5 protein-coding genes are annotated in these 24,282 nt (G+C 66.5%); 1 reads left to right on the forward strand and 4 read right to left on the reverse strand.

All coding sequences use genetic code 11. The features are described 5' to 3' along the window. Positions 1–33: 33 nt before the first annotated feature. Genes OH799_RS34980 through OH799_RS34990 form a run of 3 tightly spaced genes read right to left on the reverse strand, consistent with a single transcriptional unit; the run spans position 34 to position 2,979 of the window. On the reverse strand, positions 34–1,308 hold the full coding sequence (locus OH799_RS34980; RefSeq protein WP_406273435.1) for an ABC transporter substrate-binding protein: 1,275 nt from the start codon (positions 1,306–1,308) through the stop codon (positions 34–36). Then, positions 1,305–2,126: a carbohydrate ABC transporter permease gene (locus OH799_RS34985; protein ID WP_406273438.1), complete on the reverse strand. Its 822-nt coding sequence runs from the start codon at positions 2,124–2,126 to the stop codon at positions 1,305–1,307. Before OH799_RS34985 ends, OH799_RS34980 begins: the two co-directional genes overlap by 4 nt. Next, on the reverse strand, positions 2,116–2,979 hold the full coding sequence (locus tag OH799_RS34990) for a carbohydrate ABC transporter permease (protein WP_406273441.1): 864 nt from the start codon (positions 2,977–2,979) through the stop codon (positions 2,116–2,118). The genes OH799_RS34985 and OH799_RS34990 overlap by 11 nt, the downstream gene beginning before the upstream one ends. Before the next feature lie 350 nt (positions 2,980–3,329). On the opposite strand from OH799_RS34990, the gene OH799_RS34995 reads away from it, so the two are divergent. Next, positions 3,330–5,189 carry a hypothetical protein gene (locus OH799_RS34995; protein ID WP_406273444.1) on the forward strand — a complete coding sequence of 620 codons (1,860 nt, stop codon included), beginning with the start codon at positions 3,330–3,332 and terminating at the stop codon, positions 5,187–5,189. Positions 5,190–5,263: 74 nt separating this feature from the next. On the opposite strand, the gene OH799_RS35000 is transcribed toward OH799_RS34995, so the two are convergent. Then, positions 5,264–24,151 carry a non-ribosomal peptide synthase/polyketide synthase gene (locus OH799_RS35000; RefSeq protein ID WP_406273447.1) on the reverse strand — a complete coding sequence of 6,296 codons (18,888 nt, stop codon included), beginning with the start codon at positions 24,149–24,151 and terminating at the stop codon, positions 5,264–5,266. Positions 24,152–24,282 lie beyond the last annotated feature (131 nt).

Below are 24,282 nucleotides of genomic sequence, written 5' to 3' on the forward strand. Positions count from 1 at the left end.
GTGCGTTTCGCCAGCTCCTGTGATCGGCCCTGCTCAGCGCTGGGCGACGGCGGCTTCGGCGGCGATGCGGGCGCCGGACAAGGCCTCAGGCACCGGAATCCGGCCCAGATACATCTCGGCGAGGATCGGATCCATGGCCCGCAGCGCGGCCGGAAATCCAGCGCCACCGCCGGAAGAGATGCGCGGCCCGCGGAGCACATCGAAGAACGGGGACACATCGACACCCTTCCTGGCCCAGTAGTCGCGGTAGCCCTGCTGCTCGGAGACGACCGCCGGAATGGTGGCGCCGTCGCGGGCCAGATAACGATTGCCCTCGCCGCTGCCCAGCCAGGCGAGTACCCGCCGCACCGCATCCGGGTGCCGAGTCGCGGCGTTTCCGGCGACGCCGACCGCGTTGTTCGTACTCACCCGCCCTGCGGGCCCTTCCGGTAGCAGCGCCACACCCCACCCGAAACGAGCCTGCTGGGAGATCTGCGCGAGAGTGAACGTCCCGGATTGAAACAGCGCCAGCTTGCCCCGCAGGAAGGCATTCTTCGCGAAGTCGGGGTTGGTGTTGGTGTCGGCCGGCGAGGGCGCGAGCCGGTCGGCGATCAACCGCACCAGATAGTCGAACGCCGTGATCCCCTGCGGGCTGTCGAAGCCGAAGCGATCGCGGTCGTCCTGGAATTGTGCCCCGGCTGATCCGAGATATGGCAGCTCGATGGACTGGAAGTCGTGGGCCGCGTTGTAGGCCCAAGGCGCGACCGTGGCCAGTCGGCGCAGCAGCGGGCGGAACGTGTCGTCGCCGCCGGGGCTCCACCGCACCGCATTCAGCTCGGCGGGATCGACGTGTGCGGCTGCGAGTAGGTCGCGGTTGTAGTACACCGCTGTGCCGCCGTCGACGAATTGCGGCACAGCCCACAAGGTTCCGTTGCGTGTGTACTGCGCGACCGCCGACGGGTCCCAGGACTGTGTGGCGTCGGGACCGAGCGCTGTCCCGACGTCGATCAACCGCCCGGCGTCGGCGTAGTCCTCGTACAAGTTGGTCCAGAACAGGTCGTCTGCGGTGCCACCGGCCACGTCCAGGCGCAGCTTCTGTTGATAGGACGACCACGGCACCACCGTGATTCGCACCTCGACGTCCGGATTCGCGCGCTGGAACCGTTCGAGCGAGGCCCGGTAGACAGGCACGAAATTCTCGTCCCAGATCCGCAGCCCCACCACGGTGCGGCCGGACCCGTCGTCGACGCGGCCGAGCCACAGGGCTGCCGCGACGAGCAGCGCCGCGGTGAGCGCGACGGCGAGGACCCCGCGGGTCGATGTCCTCATTTCATCCCCGTCCACGCGATCGAGCGCAGCACCTGCCGCTGAAAGATCACGAACAGCGCCACCAACGGCGCGATGGCCAGAGTCGTCGCCGCCATCACCAGAGTCCACTGCGCGTTGTACTGCGTCTGCAGATTCGCCGTCGCCGCGGTCAGCACCTGCCACCTGCTCCCGCTACTCGCGACCAACGGCCACATGAAGTTGTTCCATTGCGAAACGATCGTGATGAGCGTCAGCGTCGCCAGCACCGGTCGGCTCATCGGCACCATCACGTGCACGATGACGTCGAGGGTGTTCGCGCCGTCGAGTCGCGCCGCGCCGATCAGCTCCTGCGGAATTGCGCGAAAGTACTGGCGCAGCAGGAAGATCGCGTACGGCGAGCCGAATGCGTACGGCAGCACCAGCGCCCAGAAGGTGTTGAGCCACCCCAGTTTCGCGAACATGAGATACAGCGGGATCAGCGTCACCATGGGTGGCACCATCATGGTGCCGAGATAGCCCCAGAACAGGACATCTCTGCCCGGGAAGTCGGTGCGGGCGAACGCATAAGCTGCCAGCACCGACGTGGTCAGCTGACCGCCGGTGATGAACGCCGTCATCAGGGCGGTCACCAGCACCGCCCGCCCGAGCCCGTGGTCCAGCACGGTCCGGAAATTGTCCGCCGTCACCGGATGTGGCAGGGCCAGCGGCGATCCGGTGGCGAACTGGTCGGGCGTCTCGAGCGCGGTCAGTGCGCTGAGCAATAACGGTGCCACGGTCAGCAAGGCCCCGGCCAGCAGCACCGTGTAGACCGCGGCCGAGCGTAGACGATCAGAATTCATGGGTGGTTCGATTCCGAAAGTAGCGGTGCTGCACTACGGTGATCGCGAACATCAGGGCGAACACCACGATCGCCATCACCGCGGCCCGGCCCGGCCGCGCCGCGTCGAACGCCTCGGAGAATATCCGCATAGCAACCACATCCGTGCGATCGCCCGGTCCGCCTTTGGTCAACGCGTAGACCATGTCGAAGGTCTGGAATGCGGTCAGCACGCCGGTCACTAGGACGAAGAACATGGTGGGCCGTAGCAGCGGCAGGATCAGCCAGCGGATCCGGTGCCAGCCGGTGGCGCCGTCCAGCGCGCCCGCGTCGAGGATTTCGCGCGGAATCGCCCGGATCCCGGCCACGAAGAACAGCGCCACGTACCCGAAGTTCGCCCAGACGCTCACGGCGGACACCGCGGGCAGCGCCAGCGCCGGATCGGACAGCCATTCGATGCGGTGGCCGAGCACCGCGTCGATCGCACCCCCGGTCGGCGCGAACATCCATTGCCACACCACACCCACCGCTACCGGCGCGCACATCCACGGCAGCGCGTACATCACCCGCAGCCCCGTCGCACCGCGCCGTCGCGCCAGCGCCGCCGCGACCGCGAATCCCAGCACGGTCTGCGCCGGCACCACGATCGCAGTCAACACCAGCGTCACCAGCAGGGCGTGGCCGAACGCCCGATCCTCCAGCACCGAGCGCCAGTTCCGCAGTCCCACGAACTCCATGGGCCCCAGCAAATTCCAGCTGTGCACACTGAGCCAGGCCACGAGCACGATCGGCAGGACCAGGAACCCCCCGACCCCGATCAGGCTCGGCAGTAACAACACATAGCTCGTCACGACACGAGCCCCACGCCGATTCATGTCCCGCTACGCTACCCGTCACCCGGAATCCGATGCCGCGGCACACCTTCGTCACAACATGCTCGACGTCAGCGTCCGATCTGAGCGATGTCCAGATCGCCGCGCGGCACACCGACCCACGGACCCCCGTGCGCTACGACGGCGCCCGCACCCACCCCGAGCGTCATCCGAACTACATCCTCGCCGCCTACAGCGCGTGTCCCATGAACTGTGCTGCGGGTGCGTCGCCGAGCGGACCACATCTCGATGTGGATCGTGCCGATTGTCGAGGTTGTGCCGATCCCGGAGGCAAACGCCGCGGCTCGAGCGTGGACACCTCCCGTACCCGATCGGCGCTACGGTGGGATGTCATGGACACCGCCGCGGCCTCCCTACCAGGGCATACGTGTACCCCGGCGCCGGCGCCGGCGTCGTCGGGGAGGATCCGGCTCCTGTCGAAGATACGGAATGCGCAGCCGGTGGTAGTCGCGGCCGGGTGCCTCATCGTGCTGCAGCTGGCAATCCGATGGTGGGTTGCCGACAGCGGCTACTTCTATTGGGACGATCTCATCCTGGTCGGCAGGGCGGCCCGATACCCGCTGTGGTCCACGGATCTGCTGCTGTACAACCATGACGGGCATTTCATGCCATTGGCATTCGCCACCGCGTGGGTGGTGACCGCAGTGGCGCCGCTGGCGTGGGCCGGACCGGTGCTGTCGCTGCTGATACTGCAACTCGGGGCATCGGTGGCCGTCCTGCGCATGCTGATCGTGCTGGTGGGTGCGCGGTGGACGATCTTGGTTCCGCTGGTCTTCTACCTGTTCTGCCCGTTGACGCTGCCGGCGTTCGCGTGGTGGGCGGCTGCGCTGAACGCGCTGCCGTTGCAATTCGCCCTCGCCTGGGTGATCGGTGACGCGGTGCTGCTGGTCGGCAGTGGTCGGCATCGGTACGCCGTTTCGGGGATCGCGGTGCTGATGGTGGCACTGCTGTTCTTCGAGAAGTCGGTGATTGTCCCGTTCGTCGCGTTCGCGGTTGCCGCACTCGCTCGATACGTCGACGGTCACGCGGCAGCGATTCGCGTCGTGGTACGACGTGGTGCGGCGCTGTGGATCGGCTCTGGCTCGGTGCTCGCTTGTTGGTTGATCGGATATCTCACGGTGGTGGACGTGTCCGCCATACACAGCAGCCCGGATGACGTGCGGAACTTGCTACCCGGCGCGACATCACTGGGCGCCGTGCCTACGGTGCTGGGCGGACCATGGATGTGGGAACGGTGGCTACCGTCGACTCCATGGGCGGTGGCCCCCGGTTGGGCAGTGGTATCGGGCTGGGTTGCGCTGGGTGCTCTGGTGGTGCTGTCGATACGCTGCCGGCTCCGGGTGCTGCCGGTCTGGCTGATGGTGTCGGCGTACATTCTGGTGGCCCAGCTACCGGTGGCGCTGGCCCGGAGTGGACCGAATACCGCGGCGGAGCTGACCCAGTCCCTACGCTACTTTGCCGACGTCGGGGTGGTGTCGACCGCGGCGGGTGCGCTGTTGTTGCGTGCCCGTCCGCGGTTGCCGCGTGGTCGGACACGCACGGTGCTTCCTGGCCCGGGCGCGGTGGTTGCGCTGATGGTGGTGTTCCTCGTGAGCAGCATGGCGTCCACCTACACTTTCACGCGAGCGTGGCGCGCCGGCCCGACCAGAACCTATATCACGAACGTGACGTCGGTGCTGGCGGAGTGGGATGGCGCGCCCCTGCTCGAGCAGGAGGTGCCGTGGAATGTCCTGAACCCGCTGGCGTATCCACAGAATCTGACCAGTCGGGTGCTGGCACCCATCGCAGCTCCAGGCACATTCGCCGACTCGACGCCACACCTGCGGATGATCACCGATACCGGCGAGATCGTCGACGCGGCGGTCTGGTGGAACCGAAGCATCCGCGCTGGACCAGAGCCCGACTGTGGTTATCGAATTCACGGTGCCGAGCCCGTCTACCTACCCCTCGACGGCCCGATGCTCGAACACGAATGGACGGTACAACTCAACTACCTCGCGAATCGGGATGGTCAGATCACCGTTGCTTTCGAACACGGCGCCGCCGTCGCGGCTCCGGTTCGAAAAGGTCTGAATACAGTATTCGTCCGGGTAGCCGGCGACGGGTCTGCGCTTCGAATCAATTCCCGCACAACAGGTCTCGACCTATGTGTTGGGGTCGGCCCCGTTGGTGTCGCGTCCTATGACAACTGAGCTTCGGAAAACCGCGAAGCGTTTGGTTTCGGGTTGAGCCGCGGTGTGGCGGGTATGCGAACTACGGCAAAGCCTCACAGTTTCTCGCCGATCGGTTCGGCCCCGGCGGTATTGCGGTCGAGGACCGCTTCGAACTCGATGGCCATTCGCTCGGCCGTGACGGTATCGATGACATCCCTCGCGTATTCCAGCACTCCGAACAGTGCTTCCGGTCGGCCGTGCTCGTTCTTCTGCTCGGACAGGATCAGCGACAGGTCGAAATCGGCTGGCGTGACCGGCGTTACCGGCTCCAGTTGGGCCGGCAGGCCGGATCGGCGGAGATCTGCGGCCGGGATGTTTTGGAAAGCCAGCCGGATCCGTAACCGGTCTCGGATTCCGAGGGTGCCGGTGAGGAATTCGAACGGAATGTCTTGGTTGTCCAATGCTTCGACGCGGAGGCGTCCGAGATCGGCCAGCAGTTCCGGAAAGTCCAGCCGCTGGGAGAGATCGGTGCGCAGCACGAGAAAGTTGGTGAAACGGCCCACCGCGTTTTCGAGGCCGGTTTCGGTGCGGCCCGCCGTGGGTGCGCAGACGGCGAGGTCATCTCCGAAACCGGAGTGCTTCAGCACCAGCGCGAAGGCGGCGTGCACGATCGTGAAGACACCGATGTCGTGGCGATCGGCCACCTCCTGCAGACGCCGGTACCGGTGTGAGTCGATGTACAGGTGCCGCGCGGCGGCGTAAGGCTGTGGTGCGTCGTGGCGGCGGCGCAGCGCTGGTGGAGCTGCCGGCAGCGCGGCCAGACGGGAGGTCCAGTACGCCAGCTGTCGGTCGAACTCGCTGCCACCCGCCCCGGTGACCAGATTCCGTTGCCACGTCGCGTGCTCGGCGTACTGGATCGGCAACGGTTCCCATACGGGCGGCACATCCGCATGCCTGGCCAGCAGGGCGGTGGTGAAGTCGTGGAGCAATGGGGCGATCGACCAGCCGTCCGCGGCGATATGGTGCAGGAGGATCAGCAGTCGGACCGAGCCCTCGGCATCCACGTACATGCGGACCCGCAACGGCAGGTCGGCCCGCAGGTCGAAGGGCCGTGCGAGACAGGTGGCGATGGCCTCTGACGCGTTCGAGGTGGTCGTAGCGGCGAAATCGACCGAACCGACTGCCAGGACCTGTTGGTTCCCGGGAAAGAGTGTGCGTAGCACTTCGTGCCGGGCGGTCAGATCGACGAGAGCGGCCCGCACCGTGTCCGGACTCATCGGTTCGGTCAACCGAAGCACGATCGTGTAGGCCCGGCCTGGGCCGCGATCGGTTCGTTCGCGCTTGTTCAACTCGGCCAGTCGCTGCTGGGGGAAGGACAGCGAAACGGTGTCGGGACGGACGACGTCGGTTCGAGCAGGCAGCCGGGCAGGCCGAGGCGAGAGGGCGGCAGGCGCTGCCACTGTGCGGGCCTCGAAGATATCCTGCATGGTGATGTCCGCACCGAGAGCGGTGCGTGCGCGCGAGCGTAGTCGGACCGCGCTCACGGAGTCGCCGCCCAGCCGGAAGAAGTCGTCGTCGATGCCGATGGCCGGCAGACCGAGAACATCGGCGAACGCCGCGACCAAGGCCTTTTCCCGGTCGTTACGCGGTGGCCGGCCGGTCGACGCGGCACCGAAATCGGGCTCCGGCAGTGCCTGTAGATCGAGCTTGCCGTTGGTGGTCAGCGGCCAGGCTTCGACACGAGTGATCGCCGCGGGAATCATATATTCCGGCAGGTGTTCGGCCAGTCGTTGCGGAAGATCCGCGAGCGTGGCCGGCTCGGTACCACGGACATAGGCGAGCAGACGACCGTCGCGCACGACGACTCGGGCGTCACCCACGCCATCGCATTGCGACAGCACTGCCTCGATCTCACCGACTTCGATGCGGAATCCGCGCAGCTGCACCTGCTGGTCGCTCCGTCCCAGATAGTGGAGGCTTTCGCGCCACCACCGTGCGAGATCGCCCGATCGGTACATGCGCGAACCCGGTGGGCCGTAGGGATTCGCGACGAAGCGGGTCGCGGTCAGTCCTGGGTGGTGCAGGTACCCGCGGGCGATCTGCGCCCCGTCCGGGTACAGCTCACCACTGACGCCCGGTGGAACACGCCGCAACCGGGAATCGAGGATACGGCAGGAGAGACCAGGGAGGGCGGTGCCGATGGGGCTGCCGAGCACTCGATCGTCGACCATGCGGCGGTCCAGCTCCTGGATCGTGACATGCACTGTGGTCTCGGTGATCCCGTACATGTTCACCAAGCGCGGGCGGCACTCGGCGTGCCGGTCGTACCATTCGCGCAGTCGGTGCAGGTCCAGGGCCTCCCCGCCGAAGATGACATACCGCAGGGCGAGCGATGATGCCATTGTGGTGCGGTCGGCCTCGATCAACTGGTAGAACGCCGTGGGTGTCTGGCTCAGAACGGTCACCCGCTCATGGATCAGCAGTTCCCGCAACTTGTCCGGGGACCGGGACGTCGCATGGTCGACGATGACCGCGGTGCCGCCGGAGACCAGGGCCCCCCACAGCTCCCAGACGGCGAAGTCGAAGGCGAACGAGTGGAACACCGTCCACACTTCGTTCTCACCGAAATCAAAGCGCAGCAGTGTGTTTCGGAACAACTGCACTACATTGCGATGGGTGACCGCGACGCCTTTCGGAGTGCCGGTGGAGCCGGAGGTGTAGATGACGTAGGCGAGGTCGTCGGCGCGTACTGGGACAGCATGATCCGCTCCGCGCACCGGCGACCCGGCCGCGACCGTTTCCTCCGGCGCGTCGATGAACACAACCGTCCGGTCGCCGATCGGCAACGCCGCGGCCAGATCGGTGGTCGTGACAACGAGGGCGGGGGCCGCGTCGGCGAAGACGAATTCCAGTCTCCGGCCGGGCGAGGACGGATCGAGTGGAAGGTAGCCTGCTCCCGATCGCAGCACCGCCAGCAGTGCGATAGGCAGCTGCACGCTTCGCTCCAGTGCGACCGCGATGACGGTCCCGGGTCCGGCGCCTGCCCGTAGCAGGTGTCGCGCCAGCAGATCCGCTCGTGTGGACAGCTCGGCGTAGGTCAGCGCGGTCGCACCCGCCCGGACCGCGATGGCCTGCGGACGGGTGGTCACACTGGCATCGAGGAGATCGACCAGCGTGATGTCCGCGGAATCGACACCACTGTCCTGCGGGACGCGCAGGATCTCGGCATGTTCCTGTGCGGGGAGCAGATCGCGCTCGGCGTCGTCGAGCACGTCGATGTCGCCGATCCGTCTCTGTGGGTCGTCCAGCAGTTCGTTGATGATCCGCAGCAGCCGCCCGGCGAGTGTCTGCACCTCATCGGCGGTGAACCGGCTCAGTAGGTGCTTCATGGTCAGCACGATCGTCGACTCGGCCAGCACAAGAAGCGTGAGCGGGTAGTGCGTGTCGTCGTTGATGGCGACATCGACCACCGATATGCCGTCGATGGAGCTGAGCGCCGCGATCGAGTCCTTGTCCACCGGATACGACTCGAACACCAGCAGCGAATCGAACTGGACATCCCTACCGGCGGCCCGCTGAATATCGGTCAACCCTACGTAGTGGTGATCCAACAGATCGGCTTGGTCACGCTGCAGCGTGGTCAGCAACTCGGTCACGGTCGTCCGATCGTCCACGTGCACCCGCACCGGAAGCGTGTTTATGAACAACCCCACCATCGACTCGATATCGGGCAGCTCGGCCGGGCGACCCGATACGGTGGCACCGAACATCACATCGTCACGGCCGGTCATCCGACCGAGCAACACACCCCACGCCGCCTGCACCAGCGTGTTCACCGTGACGTCCAGCTCGGCGCAGAACCGCTGCAGCTGCTGGGTGCGCTCGGCATCGATCTCGACGACCCGCTTGCCGATCTCGTAGGTCTCGTCCAGGGCGGGCCGCGGCGCCAGGTGGGTCGGTTCCTCGACCCCGGCCAGCGCCCGCCGCCAGGTGTTCAGCGATTCCTGCCGGTCCCGCGTGGCCAGCCAGGCGAGGTAGCTGCGGTAGGAGCCGGGCCGCGGCAGTGCGCTGGTATCGCCGCGAACGGCATACAACATCAGCAGTTCTCGCATCAGCAGCGGCATCGACCAGCCATCGAGGAGGATGTGATGGATGGTTATCACCAGTCGCCACCGATTCGTGCCGATGGCGGCGTCCACGGGGCCCTTCGTGGTTACGTCGGGTGCCGTCTCCGGGCCCGTTTGTCCCTCCGCTTCGGTGCGGTACACGGTGAACCGCATCAGCGGCGGCGCGGACAGGTCGAAGTGCTCAGCTCGTTCCTCGGCGATCAGTCGCTCTAGTTCCGTGGCCCGCTGCGTCGCTGGCACGTCGGTGAGATCGACCTCGTGCCAGGGTATTTCGGCGCGGTCCAGCACCACCTGCACGGAGTTGCCGTCGATGTCGGCGATGAAGGCGGTGCGTAGGTTCGGGTAGCGCTCCAGGATGCCGCGCGCCGCCGTCCGCAGCCGCACGGTATCCAGCGTGCCGGCCAGGCCGACGACAGCCTGGATTGTGTAGACGTCGACGGTGGACTCGGCCAACAGAGCGTGGAACAGCAGACCGGATTGCAGCGTGGACAGCGGCCACACATCGACCAGCCCCAGATACCGCCGCTCCCATGCCTCGATATCCGACTGCCGCTCGCGCACCAACGGCAGATCCGACGGCGTCAGACCACCGGCCTGTGGACGACGCGCATGCTCGGCCAATGCCGTCAGCGCCGCAACCCACAGATCCGCGAACTCACGCACCTGCTCCCGACGCAACAGACCGGCCGGGAAGGCGAACGAGGCACCCAACCGCCGACCGTTCACACCGTCGGTGACGATCGCATTGATGTCGATCGCGGCGTTGGCAGGCATATCCGGGTCCATGGTCATGGACAGCTCGCCGAGATCGCCGACCGGCACCCAGTCCAGCTCACTCGGCTGCTCCGGCATGCCCGCGGCCGAAACACGGCCGAGGTAGTTGAAGCTGATCTGGCCGACGGTCCCCAACTGCGCGCCGGTCTCTGGGTTGAGGTGACGCAGCAGACCGTAGCCGATGCCCTTGTCCGGCACCGCAAGCAGCTGTTCCTTCACCGATTTGACGATGCGCCCCGCCGAGGGTCCGCCGTCGAAGGCGTCGTTCAGGTCGGCCACGGCCAGATTCAGCCGCACCGGGTAGACGCTGGTGAACCAGCCGACCGTACGCGACAGATCCGCACCCGCAACCACATCCTCCTCGCGGCCGTGCCCCTCCACTCGGATCAGCGAGGACGAGCCGGCACCGTCACCGCGCCACTTGGCCAAGGCCATGGCCAGTGCCGACAGCAGACCGTCGTTCACACCGCCGTGATAAAGGCGGGGGATCGCGGTCAGCACCGCGTCGGTAACGTCGGCGGGCACGCTGATACGCACCGTGTCCACGGTCGCGGTGGTGTCTACCACGGGATCGAAGGCACGCGAGCCCAGCAACGGGTCCGGCGTCGCCGAAACCTCCTGCCAGAACGGCAACTCGGCCATCCGCGCCGGCGAGTACGCCTCGTCGGCCAAAGCATGCGCCCAGCGCCGCATCGATGTGCCGTTCGCCGGCAACGACACCGACGAACCCGCGATCACCTGCGACCACGCCGCCGCGAGATCCGGAATGAGAATCTGCCACGACACACCATCGATCACGAAGTGATGAGCCACAATTAGCAACACATCCCGACGCCGGCCGCCGTACCTGCGATCAGCGTCGAAGGCGAACCACACGAACTGCACCATCGCCCCGTTCGCCGGATCCAGACGATCCAGCGCCGCATCGGCTTCGGCGCTCGCCAACCGGGACAGTTCCTCGTCGGAGATGCCAGCGGCAATCTCGATTCGGTGCAGCAACGCGTCGACATCGACCGCGCGGCCATCCAGCGCCTCGAAGGTCCATCGCGGCGTGGTCGATCGACCGTTCCGCCGCAGGCGGGTGCGCAGCACATCGTGGTGATCGAAGACCGCGGCGACCGTGGCAACCAGGGTCTCGCGTTCGATGCGGTCCGGCAGCCGCAGTGTCATCGACTGCGAGAACCGCTGGAACGACGAGCCGGACGCCAGGATCGACCACATGACCGGAGTCAGCGGGATCCGGCCGACGCCTCCGCCGGACAGTTCGGCTAGGGGCTGCTCGGATTCGCCTGTGCGCGTCGCCAACTCGGCCAACCCGAACACGGTGCGCCGGTCGAAAACATCACGCGGAGTGAACACCACACCGCGTGCCCTTGCCCCTGACACCAGCTGAATCGCCAGGATGGAGTCGCCGCCGAGCCCGAAGAACGAATCGTCCAGGCCGACTCGGTCGACGCCGAGCACGTCGCCGAACACCTCGGCGATGATCATCTCGATCTCGCGAACGGGTGCGCGGAACTCGCTCGGCGCCAACTCGGGTTCAGGCAGGGCCTCGCGGTCCAGCTTGCCGGAGGCATTGAGCGGGAATTCGTCGAGCACCACATACGCCGACGGCACCATGTACGCGGGCAGCCGCGCGCCGAGCTCGGCCTGCACCGACTCGACGTCGACCACCCGGTCCGGGTCTGCGACCAGGTAGGCGACCAACTGGTCGCCGGTGCGCTCATCGGTCCGCACCACGACCACGGCCTGCGCTACCGATTCCAGCGCCGTCAGCCCCGACTCGACCTCGCCGAGCTCGATCCGCAGACCACGCAACTTCACCTGGAAGTCGGTGCGGCCCAGGTATTCCAGCTCACCGTTCGCGGTCCAGGCCACCAGGTCACCGGTCCGGTACATGCGCGCGCCGACTTTGCCCCCGGACCCGTCCGAACCGAACGGGTTGGCCACAAAGCGCTCGGTGGTCAGGTCGGGGCGCGCCACATAGCCGTGTGCCAGCTGTGCGCCCGCCAGGTACAGCTCGCCCGCGACTCCTGACGGCACCGCCCGAAGCCGCGAATCCAGGACATACAGCTGGGTGTTGAACACCGGCGCACCGATCGGCACAGACACCGTGTCGGCCTCGGTCACCTCGTGGAAGGTGACATCGACCGCGGCCTCGGTCGGACCGTACAGGTTATGCAGGCGAGCGCCGGTCAGCTCGCGCAACCGCTGGGCGGTCACCGCGGGCAGCGCCTCACCAGAGGCGAAAACGTTACGCAAGCTGGTGCATGCGACCGCGGCGGGAGCGGCGAGCCCGGAGTCGGCCTGCGTCACTACCGAGGGGCCCGCGGACGCCGCGATCGAACTCACGAACGCCGCGAGCATCGACGGAACGAAGTGTACGGTGGTGACCTGCTCGTCGTCGATCAGCTGCGCGAGGTAGACGGGATCTTGGTGCCCGTCCGGTTTCGCGACAACTAAACGCGCGCCGACCTCCAAGGGCCAGAAGAACTCCCACACCGACACGTCGAACGTCGCGGGCGTCTTCTGCAACACCACGTCGTCTGCGGCGAGGCCGTACTCGGCGTGCATCCACACCAGGCGGTTCACGATCGCGGCGTGCGAGACCGCCACGCCCTTCGGGCGACCGGTCGAACCGGAGGTGAAGATCACGTATGCCGTGTTGGCCGGACGGAGCGGCTTGTGCCGATCCACGTCTGTCAGCGGCTCGTCGGAGAACTCCGACAGGTCGAGCTGATCGATGCGTACCTGCCGGGAGGCAGTGGTCGCCAGATCGGAGCCGGAGGTCAGCACGCACACCGGGCGCGCGGTCTCCAGGATGTAGTCGGTGCGCTCAGCCGGATGATCCGGATCCACCGGAACATACACCCCACCCGCCGTGGACACCGCATACACCGCCACGACGAGATCGACAGAGCGCCGCAGCGCCAGCACGACCCGGGCTTCGGGGCCCACGCCCAGCGAGATCAAATGACGTGCAAGGGTGTTTACGCGTCGGCCGAGTTCGGCATAGGTGCTCCGGCTACCGTCGGGACCGACCAGCGCCACCGCGTCCGGTGTCGCCGCGACCGCTCGGTCCAGCAACGATGCGAGCGTGACCGACGGATCGACCGGGTGCTCGGTCGCATTCCGGTCATAGACCAACGTCTCACGCTCGGCGGTCTCGAGCAGCTCGATATCACCGACGGGGGTGGATGGCGCGGCGGTGATCACACCGAGCAGCCGCACGAACCGTTTGACGAAGCCCGCCACTGTGTCGGCGTCGAACAAAGCGCTGGCGTAGGTGAGCAGACCACCGATACCGGTCGGCGCACCCGACTCGTCATAGCGGTCGGCCACGATCAGGTGCAGATCGAACTGCGACAGCTGCATGTCGAAGTTCACGTCCGAGACGGTCAGGCCGGGCAGTTCCAGGCTCGCCCGCGCCAGGTTCTGGAACGACAGGCCTACCTGGAACAGCGGGTGGTGCGCCGTTGACCGCACCGGGTCGAGTACCTCGACTACGCGCTCGAACGGCACATCGGCGTTGGCGAATGCCTGCTGATCCATCTCACGCTGCCGAGCCAGCAGATCGGTGAACGGCTCGCCAGCAGTGATCCGCGTGCGGAACACCAAGGTGTTGACGAACATACCGATCAGATCGTCGAGTACTGTCTCGCCACGACCGGCGACCGGGGTGCCGATGGCTATGTCGTCGCTGCTGGACAGTCGCGCGAGCAGTACGGCGAACGCGGTGTGCACGACCATGAACAAGGTCGCGTTCTCCCTGCGCGCCAACTCCACCAGCGCACGGTGGGTGCCAGCGTCGATCTCCACCGGCACCGTGCCACCGGCGAAGGACTGCACCGCCGGACGCGGCCGGTCTGAGGGGAGGTCCAACCGACTCGGCAGGTCTGCCAGGGCAGTCCGCCAGTAGCCGACCTGCTTGGCAGCCGACGATTTCGGATCGTCTTCGCTGCCCAGCAGTGAGCGCTGCCAGATGGTGTAGTCGGCGTACTGCACCGGCAGCGGCGCCCAGCTCGGCGCCTCACCCGCAGACCGTGCGGCATAGGCCGTCATCAGATCCCGGGTCAGCGGGCCGACCGAGGAACCGTCACTGGCGATGTGGTGCACCACCATCGCCAGCACGAACTCAGCGGAACCGCCGGCTGGGTCGTCGGGACGCCTCGCGGGCTCCGTGTCGATGTCGTCGGGTACCCGCGCGAGCTCTGCGTCCGCGATCTCCAGCAACGCGACATGCAACGGCACCCGAGTGGTGACGTCGAAGCTCGTCGAGGCCACCTCGCGGACGACGGCTTCGATTCGCTCCGGCGCGACCGTGCGGACCTCTAGTTCCGGGACCACCTGCGCTGCAGGAAGAATCATCTGCACCGGGCCGTCGTCGGTCAACGGATAGAACGTCCGCAGAATCTCGTGGCGCGCCGCTAGATCCACCATCGCCGCCCGCAACGCCGCCACATCCAGTGCGCCGGTCAGGCGCACCGCCATCGGCACGTTGTAGGCAGCCGACTGATCGAACCGGTTCAAAAACCACATGCGCTGCTGCGCAGGCGACAACGGGATCCGCTCAGAACGCGGGCCAGCCACCAACGGCAGGCGGGCGCCGGCACCGATCCCCTGCTCGGCCCTGGTCGCCAGTGCGGCCACGGTCGGGGCTTCGAACAGCAGCCGCACCGGCACCTGGGCATCCAGCGCAGCACCCAGTCGCGCGGCAACCTGAGTGGCCACTAGAGAGTTACCGCCGAGAGCGAAGAAATCGTCGTCCGCGCCGACCCGATCCCCTCCGAGCACATCGGCGAACACCTCGGCCACGATCTGCTCGACCGGAGTCGACGGGGCGCGGTAGGCCATGGCCTCGAACTCCGGCTCGGGCAAGGACTCCCGATCCAGCTTTCCGTTCACATTCAACGGCAGCGCATCCAAAACTACGAACGCCGACGGCACCATGTATGACGGCAGCACCTCGAAGAGAGCAGACTTCACCCCTGCGACATCGACACCCGCCCTACTATCGGTGGGCACGAGGTAGGTGACCAGGTGCTCGCCGAGCCGCTCGTCCGATGTGGCCAGCACCGCGACCCGGGCGACTTCGGGCAACGCCAGTAGCGCGGCCTCGATCTCACCGATTTCGATGCGGAAACCACGGAGCTTGACCTGGAAGTCCGTACGACCCCGATAGTCGAGCTGACCATTGGCGTTCCAGGCCACGAGATCACCGGTGCGGTACATACGCTGCCCGGGCTCGAACGGATTTGCCACGAACCGATCCGCAGTCAGGTCCGCACGACCGAAGTAGCCACGCGCCAACTGCGCCCCGGATAGGTAAAGCTCACCCACCACGCCCACCGGGACCGGCCGCACCCGCCCGTCCAGCACGTAGACCCGGCTGTTCCATTCCGGCGTACCGATCGGTACCGATACCATATCCGCCTCGGTCACCTCTTGGCTGGTGATCGACACCGCCGCCTCGGTCGGACCGTAGGTGTTGAACAGGCCGGAGCCATTGGCGCGACGGAACCGCAGCGCGGTCGCCGCCGGCAGCACCTCACCAATGGCCAGTACCCGCCGCAACGAAGGCGCGAGCGTCCCACTGGATTGGGCCAGCAGCGCGTCCAGCATGGACGGCACCACATGCAGCGTGGTGACGCCTTCGCAAGCCATGAGCTTGTTCAGGTACGCCGGATCCCGATGCCCATCCGGTGCCGCGATCACCGAACGGCCACTCGACACCACCGCCGACCAGAACTCCCACACCGACAAATCGAACGTTGCCGCGGTCTTCAGTAGGACTCGGTCATCGCTGGTGAGAGCGAATTCCGCGGTCTTCCACAGCAACTGGTTGACAATGGCCGCGTGCGGCACCGCCACACCCTTCGGGTGACCCGTCGAACCCGACGTGAAGATCACATACGCCGTGTTCTCCGGGCGCAACGGCGCGATCCGCTCCGTGTCGCACACCAGCGAGCCGTCCACCTCGGCGAGATCGAGTTCATCGATCCGCACCAGCGGTGCCGCGTCCGTCTCGTATCCCGTCTCGGTATTGGTGAGCACGCAGACCGGTGCCGCTGTCTCGAGGATGTAGTTCGTCCTCTCGGCGGGGTGATCCGGATCCACCGGAACATAGGCGCCACCCGCCGTGGACACCGCGTACATGGCGATCACGAGATCGACCGAGCACCGCATCGCCAACGCGACGCGGGACTCCGGACGCACACCCAGCGACATCAGGTGCCGAGCCAGGCGATTCACCCGCTGACCGAGCTCGGTATAGCTGATCCGGTTGCCGTCGGGTCCGACGAGCGCCACGTACTCCGGTCTACGCGACAAAGTTTCGTTCAGCAGCGTCGCCAGCGTCGCCGAACCGTCGACCTCGTGCGCGGTCGCATTCCACCCGGAGATCAGCCTCGCGCGCTCGGCTCCGGCCAGGATCTCGATATCACCCACCAACGTTCGCGGAGCGGCGATCACCGCATCGAGCAACCGCAAGAAGCGGTCCACGAAGACCTGGACGGTAGCGGCGTCGTACAGGTCGGTGGAGTAGGTGACATACCCATCCACACCCACCGGCACACCGGACTCGTCGTAGTTGTCCGACACGATCAGATGCAGGTCGAATTGCGAGAGCCGCATGTCGAAGTCGAGTACGTCGACCGTCAGGCCGGGCAGCTCCAGGCTCGCCCGTTCCAGGTTCTGGAACGAAAGCCCCACCTGGAACAGCGGATGCCTGGCCGTCGAACGCTCCGGGTCGAGTAGCCCGACCAGCCGCTCGAACGGTACATCGGCGTTGGCGAGCGCCTGAATATCGATCTCGCGCTGGCGGGCCAGCAGCGCCGCGAAGGACTTGTTCGGGTCCACCCGGGTACGGAACACCAGAGTATTGACGAACATACCGATCAGATCGTCCAGCACGGCCTTGCCGCGGCCGGCCGTCGGGGTACCGATGGCGATGTCATCGGTACCGGACAGCCGCGACAACAGCACCGCGAACGCGGTGTGGACCACCATGAACAAAGTGGCACCCTCGGCGCGCGCCAACTCCACCAGGGACCGATGTGTTTCGGCACCGATGTGCACGGGCACCTTTCCACCGGCGAACGACCGCACGGCAGGGCGCGGCCGATCCGAAGGCAGATCCAGCTGATCCGGCAGCTTCGCGAGCGCGGTCGTCCAATAGGAAATCTGCTCGGCCGCCACCGAATCAGGGTCCTCCTCCGAACCCAGCACCGCGCGCTGCCACAGCGCGTAATCGGCGTACTGCACCGCCGGCGCCGCCCAGCCCGGCATCCGGCCCGCGGCACGGGCAGCGTAGGCGGTCATCAGATCCCTGGTCAACGGGCCCATCGACGCACCGTCACTGGAAATATGGTGCACAACCAGCGCAAGCACGAACTCTTTTGGAGCAGCGGCGATGGGGAACAGCGCGATCCGTAGCGGCACCTCGGCGGTCACGTCGAAAGTCGTGGAGAAGAACTCCAGCACCGACGCCTCGATGAGGTCGCGGGCAACGGTCCGGATCTCGAGTTCGGGCACCGCTTGCGTCTTCTGCAGAATTACCTGTACCGGGCCGTCGTCGGTCAAGGGATACAGTGTGCGCAGGATCTCGTGGCGGGCTATCAGATCTGAGATGGCGGCGCGCAATGCCGGGACATCCAGTGCGCCGGTCAGATGTACCGCTATTGGCACGTTGTAGGCCGCGGATTGTGCGTCGAACTGGTTGAGGAACCACATGCGCTGCTGTGCTGGCGACAAGGGGATCCGCTCCGGACGTGGGCCCGCGACCAACGGTAGGCGGCCACCGGACCCCGTTTGCGGAGCGACGCGCGCTGCCAGTGCGGTCACGGTGGGGGTCTCGAACAGCAGGCGTACCGGCACCTGGGTATCCAGTGCGGTGCCCAGTCGGGCGGCGACCTGGGTGGCCAGTAGTGAGTTGCCGCCGAGGGCGAAGAAATCGTCGTCCAAACCGGCTTGCTCGACGCCGAGCACATCGGCGAAGATGTCGGCCACGGTCTGCTGGGTCGGTGTGGTCGGGGCCCGGAACACGGCGTGTTCGTAGGTGGGTTCGGGCAGCGCCGTGCGGTCCAGTTTTCCGGCGGGGGTGCGCGGGACCCGGTCGATGGGCATGATGGTCGCGGGCATCATGTGTTTGGGTAGCCGTTGCTGCAGGTACGTGGTCAGGGCCGCGAGGTCGATCGAGGTTCCGGTTGCCGCCATCACATACGACGCCAGCGACACCGAGCCGACGGCATTCGTGTGGCCGATGGTGACGGCGTAGTCGACCTCTGGGTGGGTGTTGAGCGCGGCGTCGATCTCGCCCGGCTCGATCCGGAAGCCGCGTATTTTCACTTGGAAGTCGTTGCGGCCGAAGTACTCCAGGATCGGAGTGCCGTCGCGGTCACGCCGCCAGCGGACCAGGTCACCGGTCCGGTAGAGCCGTTCGTGTGGCTCGCCGTAGGGGTCGGCGACGAAACGAGTCGCGGTCAGCGCCGGGCGCGCGAGGTAGCCGCGGGCCAGCTGGATGCCGCCCACGTAGAGTTCCGCGGTGACTCCCTCGGGCACCGGCCGCAGACGGGCATCCAGTACGAGCGCACGCATGCCGCGAATCGGACCACCGATGGTGACCGGGTCATCCGGCGACAGCGCAGCGCTGATAGTGGTCATGATGGTGGTCTCGGTGGGACCGTAGCCGTTGTGGAGATGGGGGCCTGACCGGCTCGGTTCGTCACCCCATTTCGCGATCAGGTCGGCCCCTACGGCTTCACCGCCGATCACGAGTACGTGCAGGTCGGACAGCGCGTTCGGATCGGTTGAGGTCAGTACCGAGGGGGTGAGGAATGCGTGGGTGATCTGTTCTCGCCGGACCAGCGCTGCCAACTCGTTGCCGCCATAGATTTCCGGCGGCACGACGACCAGTGTGCCGGCGCCGCCGATGGCGAACAGGAACTCGAGTACGGAGGCGTCGAACGAGGGGGAGGCGAACGCCAACGCTCGAGTGTTGTGGTCGAGCCGGTAGCGCTCGATCTGTTCGGTGGCGAAGTTGGTCAGGCCGGTGTGGGTTACCAGGACTGCCTTGGGCAGACCGGTGGATCCGGAGGTGTAGATCACGTAGGCGGTGTTCTCGGGTCGGAGCACACCATGTCGGTCGGCCGCGGTGATCGGCTGCTGTGAATGTGTCTGCGTCTCGGACACGAACCGTGGGTCGTCGAGTGCGAGCCACTCGGCGCCGGTCGGGATCTGCGGTAGGTCGGCCGCTTCGGCGCTCAGTGTGAGCCCGAGGGCGGCGCCGGAATCGGTGACCATGTGCTGGATCCGGTCGGGTGGGTAGGCAGGGTCGACCGGCAGGAAGGCCGCGCCGGTCTTGGTTACGGCCCAGATCGCGACGACATTTTCGATGGATCGTGGAATAGCCACGGCCACGACGGCTTCCGGTTTGGCGCCACGTTCTGTCAGTGTGCGGGCCAACTGCGAGGACGCCGTGTCCAGTTCCTGGTAGGTGAGGCTGCGGCCCTCGAAGACCACTGCCGTGCCGTTCGGGTTCTCGTGCACGGTGGCGGCCAGCAGTTCCGGTAGGACTCGCGGCGGCGCCGCGGGAGTGCCCGTGCGTGCGAGCAGATCGGCCCGCTCGGGCTCGTCGAGAATCTCCAGATCGCCGACCGGACGCTGCGGTTGGTCCGCGATCGCCCGCAACAGGCGGGTGAATCGCTGTGCGAACATCTCCACGGTGCTGTCATCGAACAGGTCACGGGCGAAAGAGAAGACGGCGGACAGACCGGCCTGATCGTCGATGTCATCCCGAATGGTCAGTGACAGATCGAATGTGGCTGTGCCCGCATCGAATTGCACTGCCTCGACCCGGAGCCCGGGCAGCTCGAAGGTGGCGTCGGGCAGATTCTCGAAGGACAGTGCCACCTGGAACAGCGGATGCCGTGCGGTGGACCGCTGCGGCTGCAGCTGATCGACCAGCCGCTCGAACGGGATATCGGCGTGCGCGAACGCCTGCAGGTCCGCATCCTTGGCGTGCGCCAGCAGCTCACCGAAGGTCAGCTCACCACGGGCGTGCGTCCGCAACACCAGGGTGTTGACGAACATGCCGATCATGTCGTCGAGTTCGGCCTCACCGCGGCCCGCGACCGGAGTACCGATCGCGATGTCGTCAGCACCCGACAACCGGGACAGGAACACCACCAGCGCCGTCTGCACGACCATGAACATGGTCGCGTTCCGTTCTCGCGCGAGCCGCCGCAACCGGTCGCGCAGCTCCGCATCGATCGAGAACGAGACGGATCCACCGCGATACGAGGGTGTGTGCGGGCGGGACCGGTCGGTGGGCAGGTTCAATTCGTCGGGTAGTCCGGCGAGCGCGGTATGCCAATAGTCGGCCTGCGTGGCGAGCAGGCTGTCCGGGTCGTCCTCCGAACCGAGCACGTCGCGTTGCCAGATGCTGAAGTCGGCATACTGCACGGGCAGCGGTGCCCATGCCGGGGCTGATCCGACGGCCCGGGACGCGTAGGCGATCATCACGTCGCGTGTCAGTGGTCCCATCGACCAACCGTCGGCGGCGATGTGGTGGGTCACGAACACGAGCACGTGTTCGTTCTCGGCGCCGTCGGTGTCGATGGCGAACAGCCGCACGCGCAACGGGATCTCCGTGGCGACGTCGAACCCGGCTGAGACCACCTCGGCGATCCGCCCGGCCAGCGCCTGCGCCTCGATCGGTTCCGCCGCGAGGTCCGCGACGGCCTGCGTCGCGGTCAGGATCTGCTGGTAGGGGTCGCCGTCGGCAGCTGGGTAGATGGTGCGCAGCGGCTCGTGCCGGCCGACCACGTCGGTGACGGCCTGCTGTAGCGCGGCGAGATCCAGCGCGCCGGACAGCCGCACCGCGACTGGAATATTGTAGGTCGACGACGCGGTGTCGAACCGGTTGAGGAGCCACATCCGCTGCTGCGCCGGCGACAATGCGATCCGTTCCGGCCGCGGGCCTGCCACCAGCGGGGTTCGGCCGCGCCGCCCGACCTGCTGCGCCACCGTCGCGGCTATGCCGGCGACGGTCGGTGCCTCGAACAGGCTGTGGACCGGGACTTGGCGGTCCAGGGCCGCACCGATGCGTGCGGTGACCTGCGTGGCCAGCAGCGAGTTACCCCCGAGAGCAAAGAAGTCGTCCTCGGCGCCGACCCGTTCGACACCCAGCACATCGGCGAACACGCCGGCCACGATCTCTTCGTTCGGGGTCGAGGGAGTGCGGTACGCGGTGGCTTCGAGCTCCGGCTCGGGCAGGGCCATGCGGTCCAGCTTGCCGTTCGCGTTGAGCGGCAACGCATCCATCACCACGAACGCCGACGGCACCATATAGGACGGCAGCACACGTGCCAGATCGGCGCGGACAGTGTCCGTGTCGATCCGATGGCCCGCGACCGGAACCACATACGCGACCAACCGCTCGCCGCCATGTGCCTTGCGGACGGAGACGACCGCCTGTCCGATCGAGCCACCCTCGCGAAGCCGATGTTCGATTTCGCCAGGTTCGATCCGCCGACCGCGGATCTTCACCTGGAAATCGGTGCGGGCCACGAACTCGAGCTCGCCGACGGCTGTCCACCGCACCAGGTCGCCGGTGCGATACATCCGCGCCCCCGGCTCGAACGGGTTGGCCGGAAAACGCGCCGCGGTCAGGTCCTGGCGACCCGTATAGCCCTGTGCCAGTTGCGTACCCGACAGATACAACTCGCCGGCGGAACCGATCGGAACGGGGCGCAGTCGCGAGTCGAGCACATAGACATGGCTGTTCCACACCGGAGTTCCGATCGGCACCGACGTCACGTCGTCGTAGGACACCGCGTGGCTGGTGACGGCGACCGCGGCCTCGGTCGGGCCGTACAGGTGGAACAGCGCGAGTGCGGGGTGAGCGGCGCGCACTCGCTGCGCCAGTGCACCCGTCAAGGCTTCGCCGCCGGTCAGCACCCGCCGCAGCGAGTCCGGTAGCACCTCGAGCAACAGTTCGAGCACCGAGGGCACCACGTGGAGTGTGGTGACCGATTCCCGACGCAGCAGGTGCGCAAGCTGATCCAGATCGTGCTGGGCCTCCGGCGGTGCGATGACCAGCCGGCCGCCGCAGGCGGCCGCGGACCAGAACTCCCACACCGATAGGTCGAACGTCGCCGCGGTCTTCGCCAGCATGACCTCGGTGGCGTCCAGGCCGAATTCCGCGACCTTCCACAGCAGCTGATTCACCACCGCCCGGTGCGGCACCGCCACACCTTTCGGCTGTCCGGTCGAACCGGAGGTGAAGATGATGTATGCGGTGTCGAGCGGTCGAATCGGTGCGCGAAGTTCGCCGCCATCGACGGGAGCGTGCGAGTAGCCGGAAAGGTCCAGCGTGTCGATTTCGATGACAGGGCGATCGGTGTCGGGAACAGCGTCGTCGGCGGCGGTCAGCACACACAGCGGGTCGGACAAGTCGAGCAGGGAACGGAGGCGGTCGACCGGATGGTCGGGATCGAGCGGCACATACGCCCCTCCGGCCACGCTGACCGCATACATCCCGACGACGAGGTTCAAGGAGCGGCGCATCCCCAGAGCGACGCGGATACCAGGGGCCACGCCGAGAGATATCAGGTGGCGGGCCAAGCGATACACCCGGGCGCCGAACTCCGCGTAGGACAGATCGGTCCCCTCGACGGTCACCGCGACATTGCTCGGCCTGCGGGCGAGGTGTTCGCTCAGCAGATCGGGCAGGACGACAGCGGGGACGGCGACCTCGGTGGCGTTCCACCGAATCAGCGTGCGAATGTGCTCCTCGGTGCCGACGATGGGCAAGTCGCACACCCGCTCCTGCGCGCCGGCGGCCACGAAGCGCCGCAGAAACTCGAGAAAACGCGCGTGATGGACATGCGTTTCGGAAAGGGTGTAGCGATTCGGATTCGCCTCGAAATCGATTCGGTACCGGCCCCGCGTGCCGAATGTATAGATATTCGCGTTGATATCGACGACGGAACCCGTGGACAGGATATGTATCCGTCCCGTCGCGGCACCCAATCGGATATCATCCAGAAACGGCATGATATTGATGCAGGAGCCGGAGACATCGGTGCCGTATTCGGTGGTTCCGGCGTCCCGGCGAATGTCCTCGTACCGATAATGTTGGTGGCGCAATGCCCCGGTAACGATGAGCCGAGCTGATCGCACCAGCTCGGATATCGTCGTAGTGGCGCCGATCGCGAAACGCAGTGGCACGAGATTCGATGTCACACCGGCCGATTGCCGGGTTATCGCGGTGGTTCGGACCGCGACGGGAAGGTTCACCAGCACGTCTCGGGTGACGGTGAACCCGGCCAGGTACGCCGCGAAGGCCGCCATGAGGAGTTCGGTGTCCGAGCAGCCGAGCCGGTCGGCGGCCTGGGCCACCATCGCGCCGTCCCGGCCGAGCAATTCACCTCCGACGATGCTCCCGAGGGCGGCCGGGGGACCGGCTCGACCGGACAATCCCGGACCTGGTGAGTACCCTTCCATCCGGCCGATCCAGTACTCGCGGTCGGCGTCGCGGCGCGGGCTGGTCCGATACGCGCCATCCGCAGCGACCAAGCCGGACACATCGCCGACTCGGGCCGCTTCGGGCGCCTGTCCCGCCTGGATCGCGGAATAACGCTGGGCTATCCGTTTGATCAAAACCATCGCGCCGTAACCGTCCAGGACGACATGGTGGGCGCGCAGATACCAGAACCAGCGTGTTTCGGTGAGACGAACCAGCGCGACCCGGACCAGCCGGTCGCCCGTGATATCTACCGGGCGGGTGATATCCCGGCGCATCCACTCGTGCGCGGCCGCCTCGGGATCGTCGGCTGCGCGCACGTCGACCCGATGAATGCTCCCGCCCAGATCCGGGTCGACCGTTTGGTACGGTCTGTCACCCCCGTCGATAATTCGTACATACCCCGAGCCCAATTCGAGACCGGCGTCGATGCTGGCCTTTTCGAGTGCTCTCGGATCTAAATCGGCGAAGACGTCCACATACATCGCGATGTTGATCGGTACATCCGGATGGAACTTCTGCGCCAGCCACATGCCGAGCTGCGCCGCCGACAACGGCAATCTATCTTCTTCCACCTGGAACCGAAACTTTCCGTCACGAGTCGCGCCCGAAAGACAGGCGACACGAAGGTTTTCTCATAGTCCGCAAATGCATCTGCATCTCATTCGATGCAGCGCAAACCCCACCGGCCCAGCCCAGGCTAATG

Origin of the sequence: Nocardia sp. NBC_00881 (assembly GCF_045207455.1) — a bacterium.
In the GTDB taxonomy this organism is placed as follows: Bacteria; Actinomycetota; Actinomycetes; order Mycobacteriales; family Mycobacteriaceae; genus Nocardia.